Raw genomic sequence first — 25,075 nt, 5'->3', positions numbered from 1 at the left:
GGCGTCAGCCCTTCCGGCTCGCGAGGACGTTCATGTAGTGGTTGTTGATCATGATGCCGAGGATGTTGCCGAACGGGTCGCGCACCGAGGCGGTGACGAAGCCGGGGCCGCGCTCGGTCGGCTTGTCGAACGGGACGGCCCCCATCTCCAGCAGCCGCTCCCAGGTCGCCTCCAGGTCGTCCACCGCCCAGTAGACGATCGCCCCGCCGTTCTCGGCGCTCCAGCCCTGCGGGGCGAAGCGCGCGTCGATGATTCCCAGCTCGTGCTGGTAGTCGCCCACCCGGAACTCCACATAGACCGGCTCGCCCTGCTCGGGCCGCTGGAAGTAGGCCTCCATCCCGAGGAACTCGGCGTACCAGTCACGGGCGGCGGCGACGTCGTGGGCGTAGAAGCTGATGGTGGTGAGTCCGCGAAGCATGTCCTGCTGCCTTCCGCTCGGTGGCTTGTGAGATCGATCCTGTCAGCCAAACTGCTCATGGAATGAGCACTTTTATTGGCAGGATCGAAGCATGAGAGCAGATCGTCTGGTGGCCGTCCTGTTGCTGATGCAGTCACGTGGCCGGGTGACGGCGGCGGAGATCGCCGCCGAGATGGAGGTTTCGGTCGCCACGGCCCGCCGTGACCTGGAGTCCCTGTCGGCCGCGGGTATCCCCGTGTACCCGCAGGCCGGACGCGGCGGCGGCTGGGCACTGCTCGGCGGTGCCCGCACCGACCTGTCCGGGCTCAAGGCCTCAGAGGCCAGGGCGCTGTTCCTGCTGCTCGGCCCGGCCGCCGCGATCGCGCCGGAGGCCAAGGCGGCGCTGCGCAAACTCGTGCGCGCCCTGCCGACGACGTTCCGGCAGGAGGCCGAGGCGGCGGCGGACGCGGTCGTGGTCGACTCCGCCCGCTGGGGCGAGCACCGCCGTACGCGGCCCGTGCTCGTCGACCTGCTGGAGGACGCGGTGGTCCGGCGCCGGAAGACCCGCCTCACCTACTCCGGACGTGAGCGCGTCGTCGAGCCGCTCGGTCTCGTCGACAAGGACGACACCTGGTATCTGATCGCCGGAACCCCCGACGGGCAGCGGACCTTCCGCGTCGACCGGATCGCCGACGCCGAGATCACCGAGGAACCGGCCGAACGCCCGGAGCGCTTCGACCTCGCGGCGGCCTGGGACGAGGTCGTCACCGCGATGGAGGCACGACGCTCGACGACCACCGCCACCGCGACCGTCGAGGCCCGTTACCTACGCGTCCTGCGCGACCGCTTCGGCCGCCACTGCGAGGTGATCTCCCACGGTGAGAGGGTCCGGGTCACACTCACCGCCCCGACCGCGCTGGACATCGCCCGCCAGCTCGCGGGCTGGGGCGACCTCGTCGTCGTGGAGGAACCGCGGTCCGTCCAGGACGAGCTGGCGAAACTGGCCGCCCAGCTCACCGCGCTGTACGGCCGGCAGGACCGTTAACCCCGTCTCTCATGGCCGAGACGCACGGAGGGACCGATGGTGGTGCTTGTGGTAACGCGGAAACACCCACGCGTGGGATCGATCATGGACCGGCCCCGCCGACATCCTTGGTGACGTCACGACCACGTTGCCAAGATCGACGGGAACCTAGTCGCGGTCCCCGTCCTCCTTGAGGGTCATCGTGGGAGCGCCCCGGACGCAGGTGATCCTGACGGTGATCTTGTCGTTCTCGGATTCGAACTCCAGCGAGGCGTAGGGCCCCGGCCCCTCGCTCACATCGTCGGTGGCGTACCCCTGCGCCGGGCTCCACGCGAGAAGGGACGCCTGGCCGGTCACGCAGGTGCCGACGACGGACCCTCCGGGGGTGGTGAAGGCCCGGCTGACTCCCCCGGCTCCCTCGGAGGGAGAGGGCGGACCGCCCGTCTCCCCGGCCGCCGTGGCCGCGGCGAGCGCCTGGGTGATCTCGGCGTGGCTCATCGGGGAGACGACCTGCCGGCTTAACCCCTGTCCCAGCAGGGCGATCGCCCAGGTAGTGGTCGCCGTCGTGGCGCAGGCGACCGCCACCCAGCCGAGCACCGCGGCAAGCGAGCGACGTTTCACCCGGCCAGCCTGCCATGCCGAGTCCTAACGCTTGCCTAACGCCGGTTCAACGCCAAGGAGGAACCGGCCGCGACGCCTTCCGATGCTCATACGGTGGAGGTGATGGCACAGTTACTCCTCGTCGAAGACGACGCCGCCGTACGCTCCGCGCTGATGCGGGCTCTGACCGAACGCGGCCACGCGGTCACCTCGGCCGTCACCGGCATGTCCGGACTGCACAGGGCCGTCGAGGATCGTCCGGATCTGGTGATCCTCGATCTCGGCCTGCCCGACATCGACGGCCACGAGGTCGTTCGCATGCTGCGAGCGGTCAGCCCGGTTCCGATCATCGTCGCCACCGCCCGTGACGACGAACAGGAGATCGCCCGCGTTCTGGACGCCGGGGCCGACGACTACTTGGTCAAACCGTTCGGAGCGGTCCAGCTCGACGCCCGTATCCGCGCCGTGCTCCGCCGCCTGCAGGGGGAGGACGACGCCTCGCAGCCCCTGGTGGTGGGCGAACTGCGCATCGACCCGCGCAGCCGCCACGTCACGTTGGCGGGCCGCCCCCTGGACCTGCGGCCGAAGGAGTTCGACCTGCTGTGTTACCTGGCGGCCCGGCCGGACCAGGTGGTCAGCAAACGCGAACTGATGACGCAGGTGTGGCAGCTGCCCTACGGCGGCGCCGACAAGACCGTCGACGTCCACCTGTCCTGGCTGCGTAACAAACTGGGCGAGTCGGCGCAGCAGCCGCGCTACATCCGCGCCGTCCGTGGCGTCGGCGTGAAGCTGGTGGACCCGGCGACATGAGGCGGCGTCTGCTCGTCCTGGTCGCCTCCATGGTGTCCCTGGCGTTGGTGGCCTTCCTGGTGCCGCTGGCGCTGCTGGCGCTCATGCTGGCCGCCGACCGCGCCACCGCCGACGCGCTCGTACGCGCGCAGTCGCTGGTCCCCGTGGCCTCGGTCGGTACGGGCCCCGCCCTGGAGCTGGCCGTGGAACAGGCCAACGGCACCAACGGCCACCCGTTGACCGTCTTCCTGCCCACCGGTGCGGTCCTGGGTGAGCCCGCCCCCCGCTCCGAGGCCGTACGGCTGGCCTTCACCGGGCGCAGCCTGACCGCTCAGGCGCGGGGCGGCAGGGAGATCCTCGTCGCCGTCGCGGGCCGTTCCGCGGGCACGACCGTCATCCGCGCCTTCGTCTCCGACGCCGACCTCACCAGAGGGGTCAGGCGCGCCTGGCTGATCCTCGCGCTGGTGGGAGCCGGTGTGCTGGCCGTCAGTCTGCTCGTCGCCGACCGGCTCGCCCGCTCACAGATACGTCTCATCACCGGCATCGCGCGGGTCTCCCACCGGCTCGCGGCCGGAGACCTCACCGCCAGAGCGCCCGGAGAGGGCCCCGAAGAACTACGGCAGGTGGCCGGAGCGCTCAACCACCTCGCCGAGCGCATCCGTGTCCTGCTGGCCCAGGAACGGGAGGCGGTCGCCGATCTGTCCCACCAGCTGCGAACGCCGCTCACCGTGCTGCGGCTGGAGGCCGAAGGGCTGCCGGAAAGCGAGCAGGCCACCCGCGTGGGCGCCGCCGTGGAGTCGATGGAACGCATGGTCACGCGGGTGATCAAAGAGGCGCGGCGTGCCCGCCATGACGCACCGGGGGAATGCGACGCCGCCCGGGTCGTGGCAGAACGTCTGGAGCACTGGTCGATGCTGGCCCATGACCAGGACCGCCTGGTCAGCCAGGAGCTGACCGATCCTCCCCTGCCGGTGGGCGTCGGAGAGGAGGCCCTGACGACCTGCGTCGACGCCCTGCTGGAGAACGTCTTCGCCCACACTCCCGAGGGCACGGACTTCGAGGTACGGCTGTCGGCCCGTCCCGGCGGCGGAGCCGTACTCCTCGTCACCGACCGGGGGCCGGGGTTCCTGCACCCAGGCGCCGCCACGCGCGGAGTCAGCGGCGCGTCCTCGACCGGCCTCGGACTGGACATCGTCCGCCGTACCGCCGAACGTTCCGGAGGCTCCATGACGCTGGCCGACGGTCCCGCAGGCGGCGCCCGCGTCACCGTGGAGTTCGGGCCCGGTCCGCGTTAACCCGCGTTTAGGACTGTCACAGGCCCGCGCTATCGCCCGGCACGGCAGGTTTGGAGACGTCAGCAAGGACGTCTACCGCACCGGAGGTTCGGATGCGCAAGCCCATGATCATCGCTGGTATCGCCACGGCGGCCGTACTCGTGGCGGGCGGCGGAGCCGCCGTGACGGCCGCCAACGCCGAGCCCACCCCTTCGGCCACGACGTCGGACGCCCCCGGGGACCACGGCGCCGCCAAGGCCCCCAAGGTCCTCAGCTCGCAGGCGGAGAAGACGGCCCTGGAGCAGGTCCCCTCGGGCTGGGTGACCTCCGCCGAGCTTGAGACCGAACACGGCCGCCGGACCTGGCAGATCGAGGTGAAGGGCGGCGACGGCAGCGAGCGGGAGTTCGCCGTCGACGCCGAGACCGGCTCCCTGGTCACCGGCAAGGCCGACGACGACCGCCGCGACGACGCGAGCAAGCACGACGCCGAGGACGACGACTGAGGACCTCCGCCCGTTTGCCGATCGGCCCACTCCGTCACGGGCGGGCCCTCGGCGAGGAGGTCGAATCCGGCCGGGCGGACGGTCATCGCCGTCGCCGCGCGCCGGGTCAGGGCCGTACGGTGATCGGTCAGGCGGCGAGGCGGGTGATCGCGGCGACCGACAGGTCCACGTCCGCCTCCGTCGTGGTGGCGTTCGACACCGAGATCCGCATCAGCCGCCGTCCCCGCCAGGTCGTGCCGCCCGCCCAGCACGTGCCGTCCGCCTGAACCGCGGCGATCACCCGTTCGGTGCGCGCGTCGTCCCCGAACCCCACCAGCACCTGGTTGAGGACCACCTCGTTCACCACCTCGAACCCGGCCGAGGCCAGTCCCTGGGCGAACCGGCGGGCCAGCGCGCAACAGCGCTCGACCAGCGCCGCGACCCCGTCCCTGCCCAGCTCCCGCAGTCCGGCCCACACCGCGAATCCCCGGGCCCGGCGCGATGACTCAGCGGTGAGGTCGGCTCCCACGGGCGCGCCGCCGGAACCTGTCAGATAGGCGGCCGCGTAGGACATCGCCGCCGCGTGCACGTCGGGCCGGGCGCAGAACGCGAAGGCCGAGTCGTAGGGAAGGTTCAGCCATTTGTGGCCGTCGCAGGCCCAGGAGTCGGCGAGTTCCACTCCGTCGACCAGATGCCGGGTCGCCGGGCTCGCCGCGGCCCACAGCCCGAACGCCCCGTCCACGTGCGCCCACCCACCGTGCCTGTGGACCAGTTCGCACGCCTCCCCGAGCCGGTCGCAGGCGCCGGTGTTCACGTTGCCCGCCTGGAGACACACGATGGCCGGCCCGGAGGCGGCTCGCAGCGACATCCGCAACGCCTTGATGTCGATGGCACCGTTCGGTCCGGCGGGTACCGGTTCGATCACGTCCGTCCCGAAACCGAGCAACCGCAGCGAGCGGTCGATCGTCCCGTGCCGCTCCTCCCCCGCGATCACCCGGATCGGTGGTGCTCCGAGCAGCCCGCGTCGTTCCACATCCCACCCGGCCTCCGCCAGCACCCGGTGCCGGGCGGCGGCGAGTCCGGCGGTGTTGGCCGCCTGGCAGCCCGTGACGAATCCGGTGGACGCCGACGCGGGGATCCCCAGCAGGTCCTTCAGCCAGGCGCCCGCCGCGGCCTCGGCGGCGATGGCCGCGGGTGAGGTGACGGCGTTGGTCGCGAGCTGGTCCCAACCGGCGGTCAGCATGTCGGCCGCGGTCGCGGCGGGCAGCGCGCCGCCGACGACGAATCCGAAGTATCTCGGGCCCGCGCTCGCGACCAGGCCCGGTTCGGCCGCGGCGAGCAGTTCGGCCAGCACTCGCTCCGGTGGGGAGGGGTCCCGGGACAGCGGGCCGGAGAACGCCCTGGTCAACGCCTCCTGGTCGACCGGCACTCCCACCGGCCTGCCGGGCAGTGACCGGCGGTAACCGGTGGCGTGGTCGGCGGCCGTGCGAAACAGCCGGTTCGGTTCCTCTGCCAACGCTTCTCGTCTCCTCGAAACCGGCTTCGTGCGCTCAGGACCGGCGTCCGCCGAAGCACCAGTTGTGCACCTCGATGTCGGCGTATCCGTCCGGGGTCAGTACGGCGCGCGCCGTGTCCGCGTCCGGAGCCCGGACCAGTGCCGCCGTCCCCAGCCAGCTCTCGCCGTCGTCGGACAGCAGCGGCCCGTACGCGATCAGCCCGTCCCGGGCGGCGGGGACGGCGAGGTCGGCGGGCTGCCCGGAGCCGAGGCCGAGCACCAGGTATCGGTCGCCGCCGGTCCGGCCGCCGGGGAAGTCCCACATGGTGCGTCCCAGCGTGTTGCGCCACCGGCGCAGCAGGACGTCGCGGTACGCCCCGGCCTGGTAGCCGGGTTCGTCGAAGGCGAACGCGCGGGCGGCGGCGGGATCGGGCAGGTCGACGATGTGCACGCTCCCGGTCGGGGTGTCGTCGTCGTCGAAGGTCGGGCCACGGGCGATCATCTCGGCGGCGTACCGGTCCATGTAGGACCAGTGCTCCTCCAGCAGCTCGTGACGCAACGCCACCGAACCGGGCCGGTCACGGTGGTAGCAGAAGAACTCCATGCCTCATTATCGCGATATATCCGAAAAGTTCGTCAGGTTGAAGGGACCAGGTCGCGGCGGCGCAGGAGCGCCAGCCCCGCGACGACCAGGGCGCCCGCGACCGCGGTCAGCCCGAGCAGCGGCGCGACCGTGGAGGAGGCGTCTCCGAGCAGCGCCGGCGGCACGTGCACGAACGGTGAGAGGTCCTGAACGCCCCCACCGACCAGCCTGAACTCCGCCAGCAGGTCCACGAGCAGGATGAGGCCGAGCACGCTCCAGCTCACGGCCGCCGCCTGCCGGGGCAGCACGCCGAACAACAGTGTCGCGAACCCGACCATGGTCCAGACGGCGGGCAGATAGGCCAGCGTCGCCCCGGCGACGCGGAGCGCGTCGCCCTCGTAGGCGAGCCCCGCACCCGCCCCCAGGACGGCCAGCGGCAACGCCGGGCCCGCGACGGCGAACACCAGGTGGCTCAGCGCCCAGCGCAACCTGCCGACCGGGGCGGCCAGCAGCAGCTCGGCCCTGCCCGCGGCCTCCTCGCTCCGGGCACGCAGCGCCGAGACCAGCGCGAACGCCGTGACGATCTGGCTGAGCACGTACATCACGAACGTGAAGAACACCTCGGAGACGCGCGCTCCCGGACCTCCGATCGTCGCCGCGAGCTCCCGGAACTGCGGCGTGTCCACCTGGCTGTCCAGCCCGCGCGCCGCCATGCCGAGCAACACGCCCAGCAGGCAGAACCCGATCCCGGAACCCACGATCGTGCCCCGGTGCAGCCGCCAGGCCAGGCCGATCCCGCCCTGCAGCGTCCCGGCGGCGGGTCCCCGCCGGGCGGCCAGCAGGCCACCGGCCACGTCGCGCCGCGTGGACAGCGCGAACGCGGCGGCCGTCAGCGTGGCGACGGACACCACGGCGACTCCCAGCACCCACCACCGGTCACCCGCGTAGGGCCTGGTCAGCCTGGCCCAGCCGAACGGCGAAAGCCACGCGAGCCAGGAGACGCCACCGGCGTCGGCCAGCGAACGCACCGCGAACAGCAGACCGCCCGCGGCGATCGCGACGCCGCGCGCCGTACCCGAAGCCGCGGTCAGCTGCGCGGTGAGCGCGGCCACCGCCGCGAAGGCCCAGCCCGCGGAGGCCGTCGACAGCCCGAACAGCACCGACGAGCCGGCGGGCAGGCCCTCGCGGACCAGGCCGGGGACCGAAAGCAGGCCGAGCAGCAGGTTGGCGGCCAGCACGACCGTGAGCGCGGCGGCCAGCGGGGCGTGACGGCCGACGACGCCTGAGGCCAGCAGTTCGCGCCTGCCGGCCTCCTCTTCGGCCCTGGTGTGCCTGACCACCAGCAGGATGCTGACCAGGCCGCCGATCAACGCCCCGGACGAGCCGAGCGTCCAGGCGGTCAGGCCGCCGAGGCTCGCCTCGTGGACGGGGCCGCGCATGGCCAGCTGGGCGGGGTTGTTCATCGAGGCCGCGGTGAAGGCGTCGCGGGCGGCCTGGTCGGTGTACAGGGCGGCGGTCGCGGAGGCGACACCGGCCGGGAGCAGCGCGCTGATCATGATCCACACCGGCAGCAGCACGCGGTCCCTGCGCAGGATGAGCCGGATCAACGTCCAGGTCCCGGTCACGCCGCGGCTCCCTCGTAGTGGCGCAGGAACAGCTCCTCAAGCGTCGGCGGCCGCGTGGTCAGCGTGCGCACGCCCACCCTGGACAGCTCGCCGAGCACGGCCGTGAGCGCGTCGCCGTCCACCTGGCAGCGCAGCAGGGCGCCGTCCACGGTGAGGTCGTGCACGCCGGGCAGCGAGGCCAGGCCGGGCACGGGTCCGGCGAGCTGTGCCGTGACCGAGGTCCGGGTGAAGTGCCGAAGATCGGCCAGGCTGCCGGACTCGACGGTACGGCCCGCGCGGATGATGCTCACGCGGTCGCACAGTGTCTCGACCTCGGACAGGATGTGGCTGGACAGCAGCACCGTACGGCCGTCGCGCTTCTCCCGCAGGACGCACTCGTTGAAGACCGCCTCCATCAGCGGGTCGAGGCCCGAGGTCGGCTCGTCGAGGATCAGCAGTTCGACGTCGGAGGCGAAGGCGGCAACCAGCGCCACCTTCTGCCGGTTCCCCTTGGAGTAGGCGCGGCATCTCTTGCGCGGGTCGAGTTCGAAGCGTTCGAGCAGTTCGGCGCGTCGCCGGGGGTCCAGGCCTCCGCGCACCCTGCCCAGCAGGTCGATGACCTCACCGCCGGTGAGCGAGGGCCACAGGGTGACGTCGCCGGGCACGTAGGCGAGCCGCCGGTGCAGCTCGGTCGCGTCCCGCCAGGGATCGCCGCCGAGGAGTTCGGCCCTGCCCGAGTCGGCGCGCATCTGGCCGAGCAGAACGCGTGTCGTGGTGGTCTTCCCCGAACCGTTCGGTCCGAGGAAGCCGTGCACCTCCCCTGTCCTGACGGTCAGGTCGAGCCCGTCCAGGGCCCTGGTCTGCCCGAAGCTCTTGACCAGGGCCTCGACCCGCACCGCCGCGCTCATCGTCGCTCCTCTAACTTGTCCAGCCCGGTCCGTGCCTGTTCGAACAGTTCCCGGCCGAGGAACTCCGGCCTGATCAGGTCGAGCTGGGCCTTGCCGACGCGTACGGTGCCCGGGGCGGAGTAGACGTCGGTGCCGAGCGCGCGGGAGACGTGCTCGTGCAGCACCGTGATGCCGAGTTTCATCGCGGTCAGCACGGTCGCGCGGGCGCGGTGGTCCGCCTCCGCGTGCCCCTCGCGGGCCAGGTGTTCCTCCGTCATGGCGACGAGCTCGTCGAACATGGCGGCCGCGCCGGGCGAGCCGTCCACGAGCGCGCGGCCGAGGTACTTCATCAGCGGGGGTGCGGTGCGGTGGACGTTCTCGATGAACTCCGGCCTCTCCAGGTTGCGGCCGGTGATGCCCACGTCGACCTGTTCACGCATGTAGCCGAGGACGTAGTCGTCGCACGCCTGCCTCAGCTCCTCCTTGGTGCCGAAATGATGCTGCACCAGGCCGGGTGAGACGCCGCTCGCGGCGGCGATCCCCCGGATCGTGGTCGCCCTGACGCCCTGCTCGGCGAACAGCCCGAGTGCGGCGTCACGGATGCGGGCCCGTGTCGTCAGGTCCTCTTCGGATATTGGTCGCACGTCCAAGATTCTATACGCATGTATTGGAACCAATTCAAGTGTTCAACCCACTTCGGCCTGCCGTACGGCCTCATGCTCGGCCGGGACGCGGTAGGCGCGCAGGGGGCGGTTGACGAGGCCGACGGAGACGACGGCGAGCGCGGCCGTCAGCCCGCCCACCAGAAGGGCAACCGGAGCCGACGTGAGGGAGGCGAGCACTCCTCCCCTGAAGTTGCCGATCTCGGGACCGGCGATGCCGATGACGTGCTCGACCGAGGACACCCGCCCCCGGTACCGGTCGGGGGTCTCAAGCTGTACGAGCGCGCCCCGGGTGACCACGGAGACGGTGTCGGCCGCACCGGCGACCGCCAGGCAGAGCAGGGAGAGCCAGATCGGCCCGGCCACGCCGAACCCGGCCAGGGCGAGCCCCCAGACCGTGGCCGCGACGAGCTGGACGAGGCCGCCGCGGCGCAGACGGGTGACGGTCCCGGAGAACAGGCCCGCGCCGATCCCGCCGAGCGCGAGCGCGGTCAGGAACAACCCCAGGGTGCGCGGGTCGCCCGCGAAGCGGATCTCGTTGACCAGGGGGAAGAGCGCGACCGGCATGGCCAGGACGGTCGCGGCGAGGTCAACGGAGAGGGAACCCCACAGGGTGGGGCGTTGGAGGCTGATCCGCCAGCCTCCCCTGACCGGCCCGCGCCTGCTCCGCGATCCGCCGTCGGTCTCCGGCCCGTCCTCCGCTGTGAGGGCGGGCATCGGGGGCAGCCTGACCACGGCGGCCAGTGACGCGAGCCCGGCCAGGAACTGGATCGTGTACGCGGCGGGATAGTGCCACCGTGCGAGCACGAAACCGGCGAGGGCGGGCCCGACGAGCATGGACGCCTGGAAGGCGATGTTCTGCAGGGCGAGCCCCGCGGCGACCTGGTCGGCGGGCAGCAACCGGACCGGGAAGGTACGGCGGGCGGGCGCTCCGAGCGCCGAGCAGCCGGACTGGGCGGCGACCAGGGCGAGCAGCAGCGCGACCGACCGGTTCCCCGCGGCGGCCTGCGCCACGAGCCCCGCGGCCGTCAGGGCCTGGCCGACGGTGGTGAGGCGGACGAGGCTCCTGCGGTCGACGGTGTCGGCCAGCGACCCGCCGACCAGGCCGAGGGCCAGCAGCGGCAGACCCGTGGCGAGACCGATGACCCCGGTCCAGAACGAGCTGTGGGTCAGGTCCCAGACCTGTAGCAGTACGGCGACGACGGCGATCTGCCGGCCGATCGAGGCGAGGGAGGAACCGATCCACAGGTCGCGAAAGTGCCGGCTGTCGCGGAGGGGCCGGACGTCCATCAGCCTTTCGCGCCAGCTCACGGCCGGGTCTCCCTCTCCGCGGAAGCCACTGTGGAAGCCTCCGCGGAAGCGGTCTCGGCGGCCGGGAAATCACCGAGATGGGAGAGGATCCGCTCTTTCATGGACCGTCGGGCCAGCGCGCTCTCCAGCTCGGCGACGACCGCGCTGAGCCGGTGGGGGATCTCGTCGTCGAGCTCGGCGACGGCGGCCTCGGTCGCGCGCCACTCGGCTTCGAGGAAGGGGATGAGGTCGCGGGCGCGGTCGGTGAGGGTGACGCGCCGGGTGCGGGCGTCCGTGCCCGGTTCCGAGTTGACCAGGCCCTCGCGGCGCATCACCGAGATCGTCTGGCTCATCGCCGAGTGCGAGCGGCCCAGGGATTCCGCCAGCTCACGGATCGTCAGCGGGCCGGTGTGCGCGAGGCGGATCAACGGATGGACGAACCGGGAGCGGACGCCTTCGATGCCCCGATCCGTGTACAAGGTCTCGATCTGGCGGTCCAGGTCGCCCAGCAGGGTGTGCAGCGCGTCCCAGCGGCCGGGCGACGCGGTGGGGTCCAAAGATGTCACAGCGCTAATATAACAGCGCTCATACGGTTTGATGGTTTGTAACGGCTGCTACATTCCATGATGTGTCTGACTCTCAGCAGGCGGGCCGGTGGCTCGTCTTCCTGGTCAAGATCCCTGCGGAACCGTCCCGGCACCGGGTGGCCGTATGGCGGGAACTGCGCAAAATGGGCGCCCTGTCGCTCGGGCAAGGAGTGTGGGCCGTACCGGACGTCCCCGTGTTCACCGACGGTGTCACCCGGGCGGGCGAACTCACCGGACAGGCGGGCGGCCAGTTCGTCACGCTTGTCGCGGCAGGGCGCGACAGCGGCGACGCCGAACGACTGCGGGAGATGTTCACCGCGGCGCGCTCGGCGGACTGGACGGAATTCCTGGCCGACTGCGGCAAGTTCGAGCAGGAACTGGCCAAGGAGATCGGGATCGGCAAGTTCACCCTGGCCGAACTTGAGGAGGAGGAACAGTCGCTGGAGCGGTTGCGGCGCTGGCACCGTGACCTGACGGCGCGGGACGTCTTCGGCGCGCCCGAGGCGGCGCAAGCCGGACGGCGGCTGCGCGAGTGCGCGGCGGCGTGCGAGGACTACGCCGAACGGGTCTTCGCCGCGCTGCACGAACTGCCGGAACCGGGACGGACGCGGTGACAGGACAGGCCCAGGCCGCTCCGGCCCGGCAGATGTGGCCGCTGTACGCGGCCGGGTTCACCACCGCGTTCGGCGCGCACGGGATCGCCGCCAACCTCGGCGGCTTCTCCGATGACGCCGTCACCTCCCTGCTCGTCCTCGGCGGCCTGCTCGCCCTCTACGACGGGGCCGAGGTGCTGCTCAAGCCGCTCTTCGGCAGCGTCGCCGACCGGATCGGCGCCCGGCCGGTACTGCTGGGCGGCCTGGTGGCGTTCGCACTCGCCTCCGGCGTCTACGTCGTCGCCGACAGCCCCGGATGGCTGTGGGCCGCCCGCCTGGGACAGGGCGCGGCGGCCTCGGCGTTCTCCCCGTCGGCCTCGGCCCTGGTGGCCCGCCTCAACCCGGCGGCGAAGCTCGGGCGGGCCTTCGGCGGATACGGCTTCCACAAGTCGATCGGCTACACCCTCGGCCCCTTGCTGGGCGGACTGCTGGTGTGGGCGGGCGGACTGCGGTCGCTGTTCGCGGTCCTCGCGGTGCTGGGTGTGGTGGTGGCGGTGTGGGCCGCGCTGGCCGTGCCCGCCGTACCGCCGCTGCCCAAGAGCCGTCAGACGGTCCTCGACCTGGTCAGGCGTCTGGCCGACCCGGCCTTCCTCGCGCCCACCGCGGCGCTGGCCGCCGCCACCGCCGCACTGTCCGTCGGAGTCGGGTTCCTGCCCGTTTCCGGCAGGGCCGCCGACCTGGGCACCGTCGCCACCGGTGCCGCCGTCTCCGTCCTGGCCGCCTGCGCGGCGATCGTGCAGCCCCGCACCGGACGCGCGCTGGACGAGGGGCGCCTGACGACCCGAACCGGCATCGTGGCCGGGCTGCTCATCACCGCCGTTGGCCTGGCGGGCGCGACGCTGCCCGGCCTGGCCGGCGTCCTGGTCGCCGCCGTACTGATCGGCGTCGGGACCGGGCTCATCACCCCGCTCGGCTTCGCCGCTCTCGCCGCCCGCACTTCTCCCGAACGCATGGGCCAGACCATGGGAGCCGCCGAGCTCGGCCGCGAACTCGGCGACGCCGGAGGCCCCCTGCTCGTCGCCGCCGTCGCCACCGCGGCCTCCCTCACCCACGGATACGCCGTCCTGGCCATCCTGCTCGCCCTTCCGCCCCTCATCGGCCTCCTCCTGCGCCGCCTTTCCCCCGAACGCCCGGCGAGCCCCTGACCACGTGCCCCGTTCGCCCGCCGTCGGACACCTGTCGGAAAGGTGGGGTGTGTGTGGCGGAAGGGGCAGGGAAGCATCTGTAGACACCCATAGTCATTGAATGAACACTTAGCGCGACAGTTCGTATCTCGCGAGAGGACGCATCATGCCGACTGCGCGCATCGCCTCCGGACACACCGCCCCCGGGCAGGGCTGGCAGGCTTACGGACCCAACGGCATCTACATCGACGTCGACACCACCGCGGCCCACTTCACCGGAGCCCCCGTCTACGTCACCTCCATCGGCAGCACCGGCGGCAACCAGTGGTCGCTGGTCGGCCCCAGCGCCGTCTACGACGCCACGGCGAGCAAGTTCCGCGTCTACGTCCAGTGGAAGGACAGCAGGCCGCTGACGCCCGCCATCGCCCAGCAGTACGGCTGGTACATCAACTGGATCGGTTACGACAACCCCTGATCCGCCCCTGTGAGCGAAGGCGGAACCCCCGGCCCGGGCCGGGGGTTCCGTCGTGCCGGGAGCCTCGCTCAGGCCGGCAGCGCTTCGGGAACCAGCCTGGGGACGAGGCGGACGAGGACGACCATCGCCACCAGTTCGACCAGGGTCTGGGTGACCACCGCCAGCGGCGCGATGTCGAGTACGGCGGGCAGGGCCAGGGCGAGCGGCAGCACGACCAGGGAGTTGCGGGTGGCGGCGGAGAACATCACCGCCCGGGTGGCCGCCGCATCGAGGCTCGCCGTCCGGGCGGCGAGCCTGCCGACGGCGACGGCGAGCACCACGAAGGCGGAGTACAGCGGGACCAGACGTACCAGGGCGAGGGCCTGGGAGCCGACCGCGGAGATCTGGGAACCGACGACGACGGCGAGAGTGGCCATCATCAGCGGCACCATGGATCCGGCCATGACCTCCTCGACGATCCGGCCGGCCCGGTGGCGGCGCGCGAGCGCCTGCACGACCGCCGCAGCGGCCAGAGGCGCGGCGATGAGCACACCGAACGCCTCCAGGAACGGGGTGACCTCGACCACGGCGAGCCCCGCGAACGCACCGGCGGCGATCGCGACCAGATAGAGGGGGATCTGGTGCCTGTCCCACCACTCCACGGCTCGGCTCATGTCCACGGCGTCTCTTCGTTCCTATCGTCCCGAGGGCACACGCGCGCCGCCTGCCCGGGCCGGTCGCGACCTCGGAAAACGCGCACGCCGGCAAGGCTAGGCCTTCGGGCCGGCTCGGCGGGTTCCTGCCCACGGCCGGTAGCCGTACCGTCAAGAGCCGTGCCTCACGGCATGCTTGTGCCCGGAGATCACCTGGTGCCGAACCCCGCCACCGGACGATCACTGCGTGCGGCGGTCCACCGCCCCGGAATAGTTGAAACATCAACTGAGTTGTGAGTGGCGAACCACGCTGAAGGGAGCGCAGACATGCCCGCCGTAACCGTCGACAACGTCCTGGCCCTGCCCCGCATCCCGCAGGACCTGGGGATCGGCCGGAAGGTGCTCGCCGTCGAGACCGCGCCCAGCGGCTTCGAGGGCGAGGGCTTCCCCGTCCGCAAGGCCCTGGCGGCGATCAAGCTCGAATACCTCGACCCGTTCATCATGATGGACCAGATGGGCGAGGTGGACTACGCGCCGGGTGAGCCCAAGGGCACGCCGTGGCACCCGCACCGCGGCTTCGAGACCGTCACCTACATCATCGACGGCACCTTCGTCCACCAGGACTCCCACGGCGGCGGCGGTGTCATCGCCGACGGCGACACCCAATGGATGACCGCCGGATCCGGTCTGCTGCACATCGAGGCCCCGCCGGAGTGGCTCGTCCAGCAGGGCGGCCTCTTCCACGGCATCCAGCTCTGGGTGAACCTGCCCTCCAAGGACAAGATGCTCACCCCGAAGTACCAGGACATCGGACGCGCCAACGTCGCCCTGCTCAGCAGTCACGACGGCGGTGCCCTGGTCCGGCTGATCGCCGGTGACGTGGCCGGGTACGCCGGGCCCGGTGCGACCCACACCCCGATCACCCTGCTGCACGCCAGCATCAGCCCCGGGGCGCAGCTCACGATGCCCTGGCGCAAGGACTTCAACGCCCTGGCCTACGCGCTGTCCGGCAAGGGCAGCGTCGGCGCGGAGAAGGCGTCCATCACCGGCGGGCAGCTCGCCGTCTTCGAGGGCTTCGGCAACCGGCCCGGCCTGGCCACCGACGCCGAGACCATCACGATCACCGCCTCGCCCACCTCGGGCCTGGAGGTCATCGTCCTCGGCGGCGAGCCCATCGGCGAACCGGTCGCGCACTACGGACCGTTCGTCATGAACACCCACGAGGAACTGGTCAAGGCCTTCGACGACTACAAGGCAGGCCGCCTGGGCTCGATCCCCGCGGGGGACCACGCCTGACGCACCCGTCTCCACCGTCTGGGCGGGTCAGACCCGCCCAGACGAACATCGGAACCTCCGGGGCCGGTCATGTTCCGGTTGACCTCCCGGCGCCGGGCATCAGGTGTGGGGCGTGCTTCCTGACCGCCTCGAACAGCCGGCTCCTGGAGGGGTTCACCATCGCCTCCCCGGCCACGGTCACGGTCGGCACGGTCTCGTTCCCGTCCGCGACCGAGCGGACGAACGCCGCCGCGTCAGGGTCCTTCCAGATGTTGACCTCGCTGTGGCGCAGCCGTGTGAAGCGCAGCTGTGTGCGGAGCCTCATGCAGTACCTGCAACCGGGGCGCCAGTAGACGACCACGCCCTTGTGGTCGGCGTCCCTGTACGACGTCGCCCGGCCCCGGCGTGGAAGGTTCGTGGCGATCAGCAACACGAGCACGATGACGAGGACGACCTGCGAAGAGGGCATGGGGAAATCATCTCAAAGCCCCCTCCACATCTCGCTGGTTCCCGTCAAGGTGCGCATCACCCCGGCCCGCAGCCTCCGGACCTCGCGGTATCCGCGGCGACAGGCCGTCACACACCACCGGGGACACCACACGTGTCACGGCGCACCGCGATCCGCACCGTCACGTCGGGTGCCTCCCACACCCGGCCAAGGTGGTCGCCTCGGCGAAGCGGGGCGGCGGCTCCTTCGCAAACGGGGCTCAAGCCTGGCCGGGTTCGCCGTCCCCGGGGTTGTCGGTGGGGTGATCTAGTGTCCCGGCCATGACTTCAGCGACGCAGGCGTACACGTACGCCGCGCCTTCCTCCCTTGTCGACGGCCGTCTCGGATTGGCGACCTCCGGCGGGCGGGCCCTGTCCGGCCCGGCCGTGGCCCCCCGGTTCTTCAGCGGCGTGGTGACCCAGGCGGCCCCCGCCGCGGCTGCCCTGCTCGGCGTCGCCGACGTGGCGCTGGCCCGCTACCACCAGCCGCAGGCGCGGCCCGGCTGGGTGCGTGACCCGGTGGTGACGTGCAACGGAGACCGGTTGCGGTTCGAGTCGTTCTCGGCCTGTGGCGGCGTGTACGCCCGGCTTGACCTGCTGGGCGGCGCGCTCGACGGTGAGGTGTTCGACCGGGGCACCACCAACGTCGATGTGAACGCCCCGCTCCGGGAGGCGTTGGCGCGTATCGGCGCGCGTGACCCGTTGCACCTGGGAGTCGGGCTCGACGAACTGGTCGTGACCACGATGGACGGCGCGGTGGTGGAGAAGAAGGTGCCGCTGCCCGAGCGTTGGCTACGCGGCTTCGCCGAGGTGCAGGTCATCGCCTCGGGCATGGACCAGCGCGGTGAGCTGACCGGCATGGCGGCGGTGCGGTTCCTGCGTGGGCTGCCCAAGAAGGGCACGGTGTGGGTGGCGCAGGTGGGACGGGAGCTGAAGGTCTCCGACCGCAGGGTTCCCGGCTCGGTCCAGCTCGCCGGCCCCAACCGGCTCGGCACCCTCCTGCCGCTGCTGCGCTTCGCGAAGTCCCTGCGGGTGTACGGCCCGGCCGACGCCGCCTGCAGCGCCTGGGAACTGGAGCTCCCCGGTATGCGCTACACGCTCACTCTCTCGCCTGAGCGCTGGCGCGGCTTCTCCGGTGAGGGCGCGGTGCTCGACGACCTGGCCACCGACGAGGCCGAGAACGACGCCGACGTGGTGGGCATGCTGCTCAACTTCGAGCCCGAGATCGAGATCGGCCTGCTGGCCGACCGCGCGGGCATCCCCGCCGGCCGGGTGCGGGCCGCGCTGACGCAGCTCGGTGTCGCCGGCCGGGTCGGCTACGACCTGTCGGAGGCCGCCCACTTCCACCGTGAGCTGCCCTACGACAAGGACAACGTGATCCTGCTCAACCCACGGCTGGCCAAGGCGCGCAAGCTCGTCGACGCGGGAGCCGTACACCTCGAAGGCGAGCTGGCCACCGTCCGGACCTCGGGCGGAGCGCGCCGGGTCTCGCTGACCGACGGGTCCTGCACCTGTGAGTGGTGGTGGGACCATCGCGGCTCCCGTGGGCCGTGCAAACACGTGCTGGCCGCCCGGATCGTCGCCCGTGCCGCCGTGGAGGTCTCCCGATGACTCTCTGGGCGGAGATCTGTGACCTGGTCGCCCGTGACCAGGTCACCCGCCTGGCCGCCCGGCTGGTCACGCTCACCGAGGAGGAGCGCGCCGAACTGGGCGGGCGGTTGCCCGGCCTCGTCAAGGAGCTGCGCCGTACCCTCACCGAGCGGGTGCGCGCCGATCACCCCGACGACTTCGAGGAGACGGCCTTCTGGGAGATCAGTGAACTGCTCGACAGACTGGCGGGCGGGCTGCTGCTGACCGGTGTCGGCGTCATCACCGGCCCTGCGGCGGCGGTGACGTGGATGACCGGCCGCGACGTCAACCGCCGCTGGGCCGAGGCTGTTGACGTCGCCCAGGTGTGCCGGGTGGCGGCCACCCGCCCCCAAGAGTGGCGTCGTGATGTCGCGGTCCGGCTGGTCCAGCGGGTGCGCCGTCCCGGCGACCGCATCGCGCCGCTGGCCGTGGCGCTGCTGCGTGAGTCCGGCGCGGTGCCGCCCGACCACGACCCGCTGGTGGCCGCCTGGCTGGCCGCGCCGAGCGTGGCCGGTGACCCGCTGACCCCCGTGCTGCTGCCTCGTGTCTTCGACGCCGACGGCGCGGGTCGCGCCCTCCGTGACGAGCGGTTGGAGCCCCGGCCAACCCGCTGGCTGGCCTCCGCCGCCCGCGAACTGCCCAGGAAACAGGCGCTCGACGGTTGTGTGAGCCGTTTCCTGCGCGGCGGCGAGGCGCAGGACCTGCGGTTCTTCGTCCGGCTGCACACGCTCCTCGCCCCCACTCCCGAGGAGTCCGCGCCCCGGCTGCGTGACTACCTGCGGTTGTTGCCGTCGGCTCCGGGCACGGTCGCCGAACTGGCCGCCGAGCAGGTACGTGGGGCGATGCCGCTCGACCATGCCGACCTGGTCGAGGCCGTCGAGGCGCTCACCTTCCGGGACGAGGCCAAGCTCGCCGCCACGGGCCTGCGCTGGCTCGACCAGGCGATCCGGGCCACGCCCGAGACGGCCGCCGATTTCGTGACCGCGCTGACCACGGCGTACGCGCACAAGTCCTTCGACGTGCGCAACCGCGCGGTTGAGCTGACCCTGAAGCACGCAGGCCTGTTCGCCGGCCACCCTGAGGCGGTCCTCGACGGCGTCCACCACCTGCCCGTCGATCTGGGGGTGAAGCTGGCCGAGCGGTTCGGCGGGGAGGTTCCGGTTGAGGAACCGCTGGAGCGCAAGGAGTTCCCGCCGCTGCCCGCGCCTTCGGAGGCGCGGAGGTTCCCCGAGCCGTCGATCTCCCCCGGCCACGATGAGCGTTGGATCGGCCAGGAGCGCTGGCTGGCGGCCTTCGTCACCGGAGTCGCCGACGACCGGGCGGAACTGCGCCGCAGGCTCAAGCCTCGTGTCGAGCAGAACCAGGGGTACTGGCGCTCCAGGGAGGCGCGTCTCGACCCCGACGACTGGCAGTCGGCGCTGTCCGCCGAGCTCGTCACCCCCGGGAGCGTGCCGGAGCTGCCACCGATCGAACCGGAGAAGTTCTGGGACGACGCGAACCACTCCGTGGGGGTGCGCACGCTCACCCGTGGCGAGGAGCCCGACCCGGAGCCGAGGCCCCGGCGGTTCGTCATAGGCGGCGCCTACCGGCCCGGCCGCTACCTCGACGACGACACCCCGCTGCGCGCCTTCTTCATCACCTGGAACAGCGACGACGGCCCAGACGGGGCGACTGCCCGCGAGGGCGATGAGCGGGTCCCCTTCAGCGGGGGCCGGATCCACCTGTACGACTCCCCCGCCGACGACGAACTGCCCCGTCCCTCCGACGCCTTCAACGACGAGGAGAACGACGACGAACTGCCGGACCACCTCCATCCGGCGCGGATGAGGCCCGGTGTCCTGTACGACGACTCCGATGAGGCCATGCCGTCCTTCATCCTCGACCACGCCTACGAGCGCATGGCGGAGCTCGGTCTGGACCCCGCCAGGATCGCGGCGATGCGGGCGGGCGAGCGGGTACCCCCGCCAGGCCCGGACGAGCCGCTCGTGGAGGTGACCGTCGTCTTCGTCCCGTCCCGGCTGCGCTCCTTCATGCCCAAGGAGTTGCCCGAGCACGACGAGTGGCGGCGGCGCAACCACCTGCCCCACCCCAATCGTGTCTCCCCGCCCCATGATTTCCTGCTGCACCGCTACGCGGAACTCGCCGAAGCCCTCCGAAACGACACCCTGCCGCCCGTGCTGCTGGCCACGCCGACCTGGATGAGCGGCCACCTCGATCCCGACGTGCTGGTCGACCGGCTGGAGACCTGCGCCGCCGCCGGGGTCGAGCCGCCTCCGGCCGACCTGGCGCAGGCGTTGTTGCGGTTGCCCCGGGGCAGCCATCAGGCCGCGGCAGAGCGGGCCGCCAAGGTCGACTCGGAGGCGGCGTGTTCGGCCGCCCGCTGGCTCGCCGGTGACGGCATGGCCGATCCCGAGTGCGGCCACGTGTGGCGCCACATGGTGAACGCGTCCATGGTCGATTTCGGCGACGGCGAACCGGAGCACTTCACCGATGTCAGGCTGCAGCCGGTGTTGCGGGTGACGGCCCCGACCGGCCATCGGCTGATCGACGAGGTGCTGCTGCGTCAGCCGTTCGACTGGACGGTCGAAGGGGCCGGCAGCACGCTCCGGGCGTGGCCCGCCATGCTGCCCTCACACCGCGAGGTCGCGGCTGTCAACTACCTGCCCTACCTGCTGGGCGGCTACTGGAGCACGCAGGTGACCCCCTCGGAGATCACCGGCCTGGAGATCGCCCAGGGCCCGATGGGCGAGTCCACGGCGGTGATCCTCGCTTACCTCCTGGCCGGCGGCGTGCCCGGTGTGATCCCGCTGGTCCTGAGCATGGCCGCCAGGAGCGAACTGCCCGCCGAGGCGATCGGCCGTCAGCTCGCGCTGGTGCTACGCCGTACCTGGTTGGAGACCCGTTCCGCCATCGCGGCCCTGACCGGGCTGGCGGACGCCGGTGGCCACCAGGAGGTGTGGAACATCCTGTGCGCTCTGCTGCCCGAGATGTTGCCGGGCGAGGGACAGCGCATCACCGTGACCCACGCCGAACTCGTCGCCTTCGCCACCGACGTGGCGCGCTGGACCGGTGCGAGCGGAGAGATTCCGGTCGTCGCCGGTTTCGCGCGCAGCCGCCGGAGGATCCGCTTCGTCCACGAGTGCAAGCGTCTTCACTCCCAGCTCACCGAGGGCACCGCGTTCTCTCCTGCCGGCCAAGGCTGAGACTTTTCGCCGGGCGACGGTGGTCGCCGTCTCCGAGGGGCGGTGGGAGGGCTGCAGCGCCGGAACCCTCGGCGGCATCGGCCCGGATCCGTCCGCCGGAGATGACTTTCCGGCCGCCGCCCGTCCGATGAGACCGGTTCGCCGCTCCGGCCGCCACGAACACATCGGGCCGCGCGGATTCCGCGCGGCCCGATGGAGGAGCGATGTGACACCGGCCGGTCGCCGATGCCCGTCCGTGCCGGAGGATCAGGCGATCTGCCCTCGGTACCCGACCGGCCCCTCACCGGGGAAACGGGCGGTCCCCTCGAACTTGGTGCCGTCGTCGAAGAAGGTCACCGAGCCGTTGCCGGCGTTGTCGCTGCTCCAGGTGACCGTGGTGCCCGTGGCCGGACGGCCGTCGCCGGGGACGACCTGGCCACGACTGGCGATGGACAGGATGAGAGGAGTGTCCTGCTGCCATCCGCCGCCACCCGTGTGGATCTCGGTGTTGTACCTGGCCACTGTTGTCTCCTTCGCTCGGTTGAAGATGGAGACGCGGTCGGGTCCGTTCGGAAACCCTCGCGCGCCTTTTCATCCTGCCACCACAGACAGTGATGCATAAGTCACTTATAGTTGTCTCAGGGCGATGAAGATGTGACGCCAGAGACAGTTGGGGCAGTTCTGGCCACGCACCGTATGGCTTCACGAAGAATGGGGCGGTTTCGGGTGTGTCCGGCGGTGGCCTCCGTCGGCGTGTATCGCGCCTTTTCTCATATCCGGTGCCGGTTCTCCAAACAATTCACCGGTCACCCGTGTCTAAACAGTCGCAGGAGACCCGCGCAATCTGGGACGCGAAAGGATCGTTTCGTGTGCGTCAGTGAATACGGGAGACCGATAACAATTTTTTTGACAGTGGCGAATTCTGTCATGGAAAACCAGCGATGAACGAGGCCGTGTCCCGCAGCGAGGACCTGCCCGCCTCCGACCGGTTCGGCCGGTGGCATGAGACGGCGGACCGGTCCCTGATGCCCACCGTGGTGCACAGCGACCACGAGGCCGACTTCCGTGCCACCATGCGTGTGCTCGACCTCGGCTCGACGCAGGTGTACGCGGTGACCTGTCCGTCCCTGCGGTCGCGCCGTACCTCGGCGCAGGTTCGCGGGTCCGATCCCGAGACGTACTGCCTGTCGCTCTCTCGGCGCGGCACCACGCAGATCACCCAGTTCGGCAGGCAGGCGACCGCGGGGCCCGGGGACATGGTGTTCTACGACAACTCACATCCCTGTCACGGTGAGATCGTCGCCGACGAAACCGGCAGTTTCGAGGGGCTGGTCCTGCAGGTCCCCAAGGCCGCGCTGTCGCTGCCCGCCGACGCGCTCACCTCTCTGGCCTCGGTCAGCCTGCCCTCCCGCGACGGCGTCGGCGCCCTGCTGCACCGCTATCTGGAGGAGTTGATGCGCAACGCCTCCGGCTACACCATGGCCGACGCCTCCCGCCTGTCGGCCGTCACCGTCGCCCTGTTCACCGCGATGTGCGCCCACCACCTTGAGGCCACCGAGGCCCTGCCGCCCGAGACCCACCGGCAGGTGCTGAAGACGCGCATCCACGCCTTCATCCAGCGCAGCCTCAGCGACCCGGCGCTGTGCGCCGAGACCGTCGCCGCCGCCCACCAGATCTCCGTCCGCCACCTGTACCACCTCTTCGAGGAGCAGGGCCTGACCGTGGCGGCCTGGATACGCCGGTGCCGCCTGGAACGCTGCCGTCACGACCTGGCCGACCCGGCCCAGCGCTCCCTGCCGATCCACGCCATCGCCGCCCGGTGGGGGTTCGCCAGCAACGCCCACTTCAGCCGCACCTTCCGCGCCGCCTACGGTCTGTCCCCCGCCGGCTATCGCTCGTCGCGCGAATGGGTGTGGCACGGCCGTGACCGGCGGGGAGGTGGGAGACCACTGCCGCCGCCGGAGAGCGTGTTCTCCCGTGAGGCCGGGCGGGAAATATCAGTAACCGGTGCGGCAGCCGTCAATGACATACCGGCTATAAGCCGACAAACTAATCACAAGCTGTTTCCGAGTGAGGGGCAGGGCACCCAGGAGGCCGGTCCCGTCGGTTCATGAACGGCCCCACCGCGAGACCTTTCGCGTACGGCGGCGCGTGAGGCACCAACCCTCTCAAGCCCGGATCGGCGGGCGAGCCACGTACGCCCGCCGATCCGTTTACCCGTCGTCGTTCTTCGCTCCGAGGGTGATTCGCCGCATGCTCCCGCTGCGCGAACCGACCGGTCCCCGCACATGGAACCCACCCTCAGAACGCCCGGAACCCCCGAGGCGTCCTGAAGCACCGTTGGACGACCGCCGCCCCGGCCTCGGAAACGGAGGCCGGGGCGGCGCGGTCTCCGATCAGGGCGTGACCAGACGTTCGCGAAGGAAGGCACGGATCTGCCCGGCGACCGCCTGGGGCGCGTTCAGGTCGGGGGCGTTGTGGTCCAGCCCGCGCGAGATCACGTACCGGGCGTCGGGCATCACCTCCGCCAGGCGGGGCAGCACGCCGGTCAGATAGCCGGGCGTCTTCTCCCCGCCCAGCAGCAACGCCGGGGAGGCGATGCCCGCGTATCTCGTGCCGTCGGAGTCGAGGCGGCCGATCTCGCCGATCTCCGCCGGGGTGGTCGCCATCATCGCCCGCATGTCGCGTCCCTCGGCCCCGCTCAGCATCATGAACGCCAGCGCGCGGAACACCGGCGTCGGCGCGTTTCCGATCGGGGTCAGGCGAGTGCCCCTGAGGAAGGCCGCCATCGCCGCGACCTGCCTGCCCTCCCCCAGCAGACGGGTGAAGTCCGGCAGCCAGCGAGTGTCGAACGACCCTTCGACACTCACGCCCGGCTCGTACGCCATCAACGCGGCCACCCTTCTGCGCAGCCCGAGATGCAGGGCCGTCAGACCTCCGTAGCTGTGCCCGAAGACCAGGTCCGAGCCCGTGCGCTCCATGACGGCGACCGCGTCGTCGACCTCGGTCTCGACACCGTAACCCGGGCCCTGCGGCCCGCTCAGGCCACGCCCCCGTCGCTCGATCACGTGCACCGCGTAGGTGTCCGAAAGCTCCCGGGCCAGGACGCCGTAGTGGTGGGCGCGCCGGTTGTTCCCGGGGATCACCACCAGCCCCGGCCCGTTTCCCTGGCTGAGAAACGCGATCGTCGTCCCGTCCGCGGAGGTCACCACGTCGTCATGCCACTCGATCTCCGCCCTGCCGCTCATTCGCCCCGTCCTCGGTGGAAACAGACGTCGTTGCCGCACGTGAACCGGTACGGCTAGGATATGAAGTGTACGGTACGGTCTCGTTTGGTTAGGTGGGCATGGTCAGAGGAATTGCGCGCGAACAGGCGATTTTGACGGCGACGATCGAGTTGCTCGGCGAGATCGGTTACCAGGCGCTGACGATGGACGCGGTGGCCCAGCGGGCACGCGCCAGCAAGCAGACCATCTACCGCCGGTGGCGGGGAAAACCGGAGCTGGTCAAGGCCGCGCTGGACGCGCGCGACGCCGTACAGGTGGCCGAGATCCCCTCTACCGGCACCCTGCGCGGTGACCTGCTGGCGGCGCTTGACACATTGTGCGCCCAGGCCGACGACCGGTACCTGACCATGATGACCGGGCTGATCCACGCGATGCGGACCGACGCAGAACTGGCCGAGACCCTGCGCTCGCACGTGGCCGACGAGGACCAGGGGCCCTTCCGGGTGATCGTGGAACGCGCCGTGGCCCGTGGCGAGGTGCCCGCGAGCACATCGACCGAGCTGGCGCATCAGGTGGCGGAGGGGCAGATCATGCGCCGGATGATCCTCAACGGCCCGCTCGACCACGAATTCCTGACCGGCCTGGTGGACGACCTGCTCATGCCCCTGCTGACCAGGAGCTTCCCCGTCGAGGCGGACGACCCGCCGGGCCGCTGAGG

The 25,075-nt window shown here is 71.2% G+C and carries 25 protein-coding genes; 12 read left to right on the top strand and 13 right to left on the bottom strand.

Annotated elements, in window-relative coordinates:
• Positions 1-4 precede the first annotated feature (4 nt).
• Positions 5-418, bottom strand: a complete 414-nt coding sequence (locus tag ABZ470_RS21365; RefSeq protein ID WP_362913190.1) for a VOC family protein — start codon at positions 416-418, stop codon at positions 5-7.
• A 91-nt stretch (positions 419-509) separates the two neighbouring features.
• Between ABZ470_RS21365 and ABZ470_RS21360 the strand changes: the two genes are divergently transcribed.
• Positions 510-1,442 carry a WYL domain-containing protein gene (locus ABZ470_RS21360; RefSeq protein ID WP_362913188.1) on the top strand — a complete coding sequence of 311 codons (933 nt, stop codon included), beginning with the start codon at positions 510-512 and terminating at the stop codon, positions 1,440-1,442.
• A 147-nt stretch (positions 1,443-1,589) separates the two neighbouring features.
• Here ABZ470_RS21360 and ABZ470_RS21355 read toward each other — a convergent pair whose 3' ends face one another.
• Positions 1,590-2,042 carry a hypothetical protein gene (locus ABZ470_RS21355; protein WP_362913186.1) on the bottom strand — a complete coding sequence of 151 codons (453 nt, stop codon included), beginning with the start codon at positions 2,040-2,042 and terminating at the stop codon, positions 1,590-1,592.
• 102 nt (positions 2,043-2,144) lie between these two features.
• Between ABZ470_RS21355 and ABZ470_RS21350 the strand changes: the two genes are divergently transcribed.
• From ABZ470_RS21350 to ABZ470_RS21340, 3 genes are all read left to right on the top strand, one after another.
• Positions 2,145-2,831 (top strand): response regulator transcription factor, encoded by a 687-nt coding sequence (locus ABZ470_RS21350; RefSeq protein WP_352012366.1) that lies wholly within the window; start codon positions 2,145-2,147, stop codon positions 2,829-2,831.
• Positions 2,828-4,105, top strand: a complete 1,278-nt coding sequence (locus ABZ470_RS21345; RefSeq protein ID WP_362913184.1) for a HAMP domain-containing sensor histidine kinase — start codon at positions 2,828-2,830, stop codon at positions 4,103-4,105. Before ABZ470_RS21350 ends, ABZ470_RS21345 begins: the two co-directional genes overlap by 4 nt.
• Positions 4,106-4,197: 92 nt before the next feature.
• A complete protein-coding gene (locus ABZ470_RS21340; RefSeq protein ID WP_362913182.1) occupies positions 4,198-4,587 on the top strand; it encodes a PepSY domain-containing protein in 390 nt (129 codons plus the stop codon).
• Between the two features lie 127 nt (positions 4,588-4,714).
• On the opposite strand, the gene ABZ470_RS21335 is transcribed toward ABZ470_RS21340, so the two are convergent.
• The 7 genes from ABZ470_RS21335 to ABZ470_RS21305 are packed head-to-tail and all read right to left on the bottom strand — an operon-like array spanning position 4,715 to position 11,653.
• Positions 4,715-6,082 carry a pyridoxal-dependent decarboxylase gene (locus ABZ470_RS21335; RefSeq protein WP_362913180.1) on the bottom strand — a complete coding sequence of 456 codons (1,368 nt, stop codon included), beginning with the start codon at positions 6,080-6,082 and terminating at the stop codon, positions 4,715-4,717.
• A 34-nt stretch (positions 6,083-6,116) separates the two neighbouring features.
• On the bottom strand, positions 6,117-6,665 hold the full coding sequence (locus tag ABZ470_RS21330) for a YciI family protein (protein WP_362913178.1): 549 nt from the start codon (positions 6,663-6,665) through the stop codon (positions 6,117-6,119).
• Positions 6,666-6,697: 32 nt separating this feature from the next.
• Positions 6,698-8,269, bottom strand: a complete 1,572-nt coding sequence (locus tag ABZ470_RS21325; RefSeq protein WP_362913176.1) for an ABC transporter permease — start codon at positions 8,267-8,269, stop codon at positions 6,698-6,700.
• On the bottom strand, positions 8,266-9,156 hold the full coding sequence (locus ABZ470_RS21320) for an ABC transporter ATP-binding protein (RefSeq protein WP_362913174.1): 891 nt from the start codon (positions 9,154-9,156) through the stop codon (positions 8,266-8,268). The genes ABZ470_RS21325 and ABZ470_RS21320 overlap by 4 nt, the downstream gene beginning before the upstream one ends.
• Positions 9,153-9,779 carry a TetR/AcrR family transcriptional regulator gene (locus ABZ470_RS21315; protein WP_362782591.1) on the bottom strand — a complete coding sequence of 209 codons (627 nt, stop codon included), beginning with the start codon at positions 9,777-9,779 and terminating at the stop codon, positions 9,153-9,155. The genes ABZ470_RS21320 and ABZ470_RS21315 overlap by 4 nt, the downstream gene beginning before the upstream one ends.
• 42 nt (positions 9,780-9,821) lie before the next feature.
• Entirely contained in the window at positions 9,822-11,108 is a 1,287-nt protein-coding gene (locus ABZ470_RS21310) for an MFS transporter (protein ID WP_362913172.1), read from the bottom strand.
• Positions 11,105-11,653 (bottom strand): MarR family transcriptional regulator, encoded by a 549-nt coding sequence (locus ABZ470_RS21305; RefSeq protein WP_362913170.1) that lies wholly within the window; start codon positions 11,651-11,653, stop codon positions 11,105-11,107. Before ABZ470_RS21305 ends, ABZ470_RS21310 begins: the two co-directional genes overlap by 4 nt.
• A gap of 62 nt (positions 11,654-11,715) precedes the next feature.
• On the opposite strand from ABZ470_RS21305, the gene ABZ470_RS21300 reads away from it, so the two are divergent.
• From ABZ470_RS21300 to ABZ470_RS21290, 3 genes are all read left to right on the top strand, one after another.
• Positions 11,716-12,288 carry a Chromate resistance protein ChrB gene (locus tag ABZ470_RS21300; RefSeq protein WP_362913168.1) on the top strand — a complete coding sequence of 191 codons (573 nt, stop codon included), beginning with the start codon at positions 11,716-11,718 and terminating at the stop codon, positions 12,286-12,288.
• Complete coding sequence (locus tag ABZ470_RS21295) at positions 12,285-13,472, top strand: MFS transporter (protein ID WP_362913166.1); 1,188 nt, start codon at positions 12,285-12,287, stop codon at positions 13,470-13,472. Before ABZ470_RS21300 ends, ABZ470_RS21295 begins: the two co-directional genes overlap by 4 nt.
• A gap of 145 nt (positions 13,473-13,617) precedes the next feature.
• Positions 13,618-13,926, top strand: a complete 309-nt coding sequence (locus ABZ470_RS21290) for a hypothetical protein (protein WP_352012354.1) — start codon at positions 13,618-13,620, stop codon at positions 13,924-13,926.
• A gap of 68 nt (positions 13,927-13,994) precedes the next feature.
• Here ABZ470_RS21290 and ABZ470_RS21285 read toward each other — a convergent pair whose 3' ends face one another.
• Positions 13,995-14,579 carry a hypothetical protein gene (locus ABZ470_RS21285; RefSeq protein ID WP_362913164.1) on the bottom strand — a complete coding sequence of 195 codons (585 nt, stop codon included), beginning with the start codon at positions 14,577-14,579 and terminating at the stop codon, positions 13,995-13,997.
• Between the two features lie 306 nt (positions 14,580-14,885).
• On the opposite strand from ABZ470_RS21285, the gene ABZ470_RS21280 reads away from it, so the two are divergent.
• Positions 14,886-15,854 carry a pirin family protein gene (locus ABZ470_RS21280; protein WP_362913162.1) on the top strand — a complete coding sequence of 323 codons (969 nt, stop codon included), beginning with the start codon at positions 14,886-14,888 and terminating at the stop codon, positions 15,852-15,854.
• A 67-nt stretch (positions 15,855-15,921) separates the two neighbouring features.
• Here ABZ470_RS21280 and ABZ470_RS21275 read toward each other — a convergent pair whose 3' ends face one another.
• A complete protein-coding gene (locus ABZ470_RS21275; RefSeq protein WP_362913160.1) occupies positions 15,922-16,302 on the bottom strand; it encodes a glutaredoxin domain-containing protein in 381 nt (126 codons plus the stop codon).
• Between the two features lie 299 nt (positions 16,303-16,601).
• Between ABZ470_RS21275 and ABZ470_RS21270 the strand changes: the two genes are divergently transcribed.
• Positions 16,602-17,930 (top strand): SWIM zinc finger family protein, encoded by a 1,329-nt coding sequence (locus ABZ470_RS21270; protein ID WP_352012350.1) that lies wholly within the window; start codon positions 16,602-16,604, stop codon positions 17,928-17,930.
• The gene (locus ABZ470_RS21265; RefSeq protein WP_362913158.1) at positions 17,927-21,151 is read left to right on the top strand and encodes a DUF6493 family protein; all 3,225 of its coding nucleotides are present in this window, start codon (positions 17,927-17,929) and stop codon (positions 21,149-21,151) included. Before ABZ470_RS21270 ends, ABZ470_RS21265 begins: the two co-directional genes overlap by 4 nt.
• A gap of 246 nt (positions 21,152-21,397) precedes the next feature.
• Here the strand turns inward: ABZ470_RS21265 and ABZ470_RS21260 are convergent, their stop codons facing one another.
• A complete protein-coding gene (locus ABZ470_RS21260) occupies positions 21,398-21,652 on the bottom strand; it encodes a hypothetical protein (protein ID WP_352012348.1) in 255 nt (84 codons plus the stop codon).
• A 419-nt stretch (positions 21,653-22,071) separates the two neighbouring features.
• Here ABZ470_RS21260 and ABZ470_RS21255 point away from each other — a divergent pair, with 419 nt between their 5' ends.
• Positions 22,072-23,244, top strand: a complete 1,173-nt coding sequence (locus tag ABZ470_RS21255) for a helix-turn-helix domain-containing protein (RefSeq protein ID WP_362913156.1) — start codon at positions 22,072-22,074, stop codon at positions 23,242-23,244.
• A 282-nt stretch (positions 23,245-23,526) separates the two neighbouring features.
• On the opposite strand, the gene ABZ470_RS21250 is transcribed toward ABZ470_RS21255, so the two are convergent.
• Positions 23,527-24,378: an alpha/beta hydrolase gene (locus ABZ470_RS21250; RefSeq protein WP_362913154.1), complete on the bottom strand. Its 852-nt coding sequence runs from the start codon at positions 24,376-24,378 to the stop codon at positions 23,527-23,529.
• 98 nt (positions 24,379-24,476) lie between these two features.
• On the opposite strand from ABZ470_RS21250, the gene ABZ470_RS21245 reads away from it, so the two are divergent.
• On the top strand, positions 24,477-25,073 hold the full coding sequence (locus tag ABZ470_RS21245; protein WP_362913152.1) for a TetR/AcrR family transcriptional regulator: 597 nt from the start codon (positions 24,477-24,479) through the stop codon (positions 25,071-25,073).
• Positions 25,074-25,075: the final 2 nt, after the last annotated feature.

The organism is Streptosporangium sp. NPDC020072 (assembly GCF_040631445.1).
In the GTDB taxonomy this organism is placed as follows: Bacteria; Actinomycetota; Actinomycetes; order Streptosporangiales; family Streptosporangiaceae; genus Streptosporangium.
Note: the sequence above shows the minus strand (reverse complement) of the source record. Positions and strands in the feature narration are given on the sequence as shown.

What these genes read in the sequence shown, in the direction of transcription:
- ABZ470_RS21265 (WP_362913158.1), top strand. Translation starts at nt 17,927, where the DNA reads ATGACTCTCTGGGCGGAGATCTGTGACCTGGTCGCCCGTGACCAGGTC.
- ABZ470_RS21255 (WP_362913156.1), top strand. Translation starts at nt 22,072, where the DNA reads ATGAACGAGGCCGTGTCCCGCAGCGAGGACCTGCCCGCCTCCGACCGG.
- ABZ470_RS21330 (WP_362913178.1), bottom strand. Translation starts at nt 6,665, where the DNA reads ATGGAGTTCTTCTGCTACCACCGTGACCGGCCCGGTTCGGTGGCGTTG.
- ABZ470_RS21285 (WP_362913164.1), bottom strand. Translation starts at nt 14,579, where the DNA reads ATGAGCCGAGCCGTGGAGTGGTGGGACAGGCACCAGATCCCCCTCTAT.
- ABZ470_RS21245 (WP_362913152.1), top strand. Translation starts at nt 24,477, where the DNA reads ATGGTCAGAGGAATTGCGCGCGAACAGGCGATTTTGACGGCGACGATC.
- ABZ470_RS21250 (WP_362913154.1), bottom strand. Translation starts at nt 24,378, where the DNA reads ATGAGCGGCAGGGCGGAGATCGAGTGGCATGACGACGTGGTGACCTCC.
- ABZ470_RS21270 (WP_352012350.1), top strand. Translation starts at nt 16,602, where the DNA reads ATGACTTCAGCGACGCAGGCGTACACGTACGCCGCGCCTTCCTCCCTT.
- ABZ470_RS21365 (WP_362913190.1), bottom strand. Translation starts at nt 418, where the DNA reads ATGCTTCGCGGACTCACCACCATCAGCTTCTACGCCCACGACGTCGCC.
- ABZ470_RS21340 (WP_362913182.1), top strand. Translation starts at nt 4,198, where the DNA reads ATGCGCAAGCCCATGATCATCGCTGGTATCGCCACGGCGGCCGTACTC.
- ABZ470_RS21345 (WP_362913184.1), top strand. Translation starts at nt 2,828, where the DNA reads ATGAGGCGGCGTCTGCTCGTCCTGGTCGCCTCCATGGTGTCCCTGGCG.
- ABZ470_RS21360 (WP_362913188.1), top strand. Translation starts at nt 510, where the DNA reads ATGAGAGCAGATCGTCTGGTGGCCGTCCTGTTGCTGATGCAGTCACGT.
- ABZ470_RS21320 (WP_362913174.1), bottom strand. Translation starts at nt 9,156, where the DNA reads ATGAGCGCGGCGGTGCGGGTCGAGGCCCTGGTCAAGAGCTTCGGGCAG.
- ABZ470_RS21290 (WP_352012354.1), top strand. Translation starts at nt 13,618, where the DNA reads ATGCCGACTGCGCGCATCGCCTCCGGACACACCGCCCCCGGGCAGGGC.
- ABZ470_RS21275 (WP_362913160.1), bottom strand. Translation starts at nt 16,302, where the DNA reads ATGCCCTCTTCGCAGGTCGTCCTCGTCATCGTGCTCGTGTTGCTGATC.
- ABZ470_RS21350 (WP_352012366.1), top strand. Translation starts at nt 2,145, where the DNA reads ATGGCACAGTTACTCCTCGTCGAAGACGACGCCGCCGTACGCTCCGCG.
- ABZ470_RS21280 (WP_362913162.1), top strand. Translation starts at nt 14,886, where the DNA reads ATGCCCGCCGTAACCGTCGACAACGTCCTGGCCCTGCCCCGCATCCCG.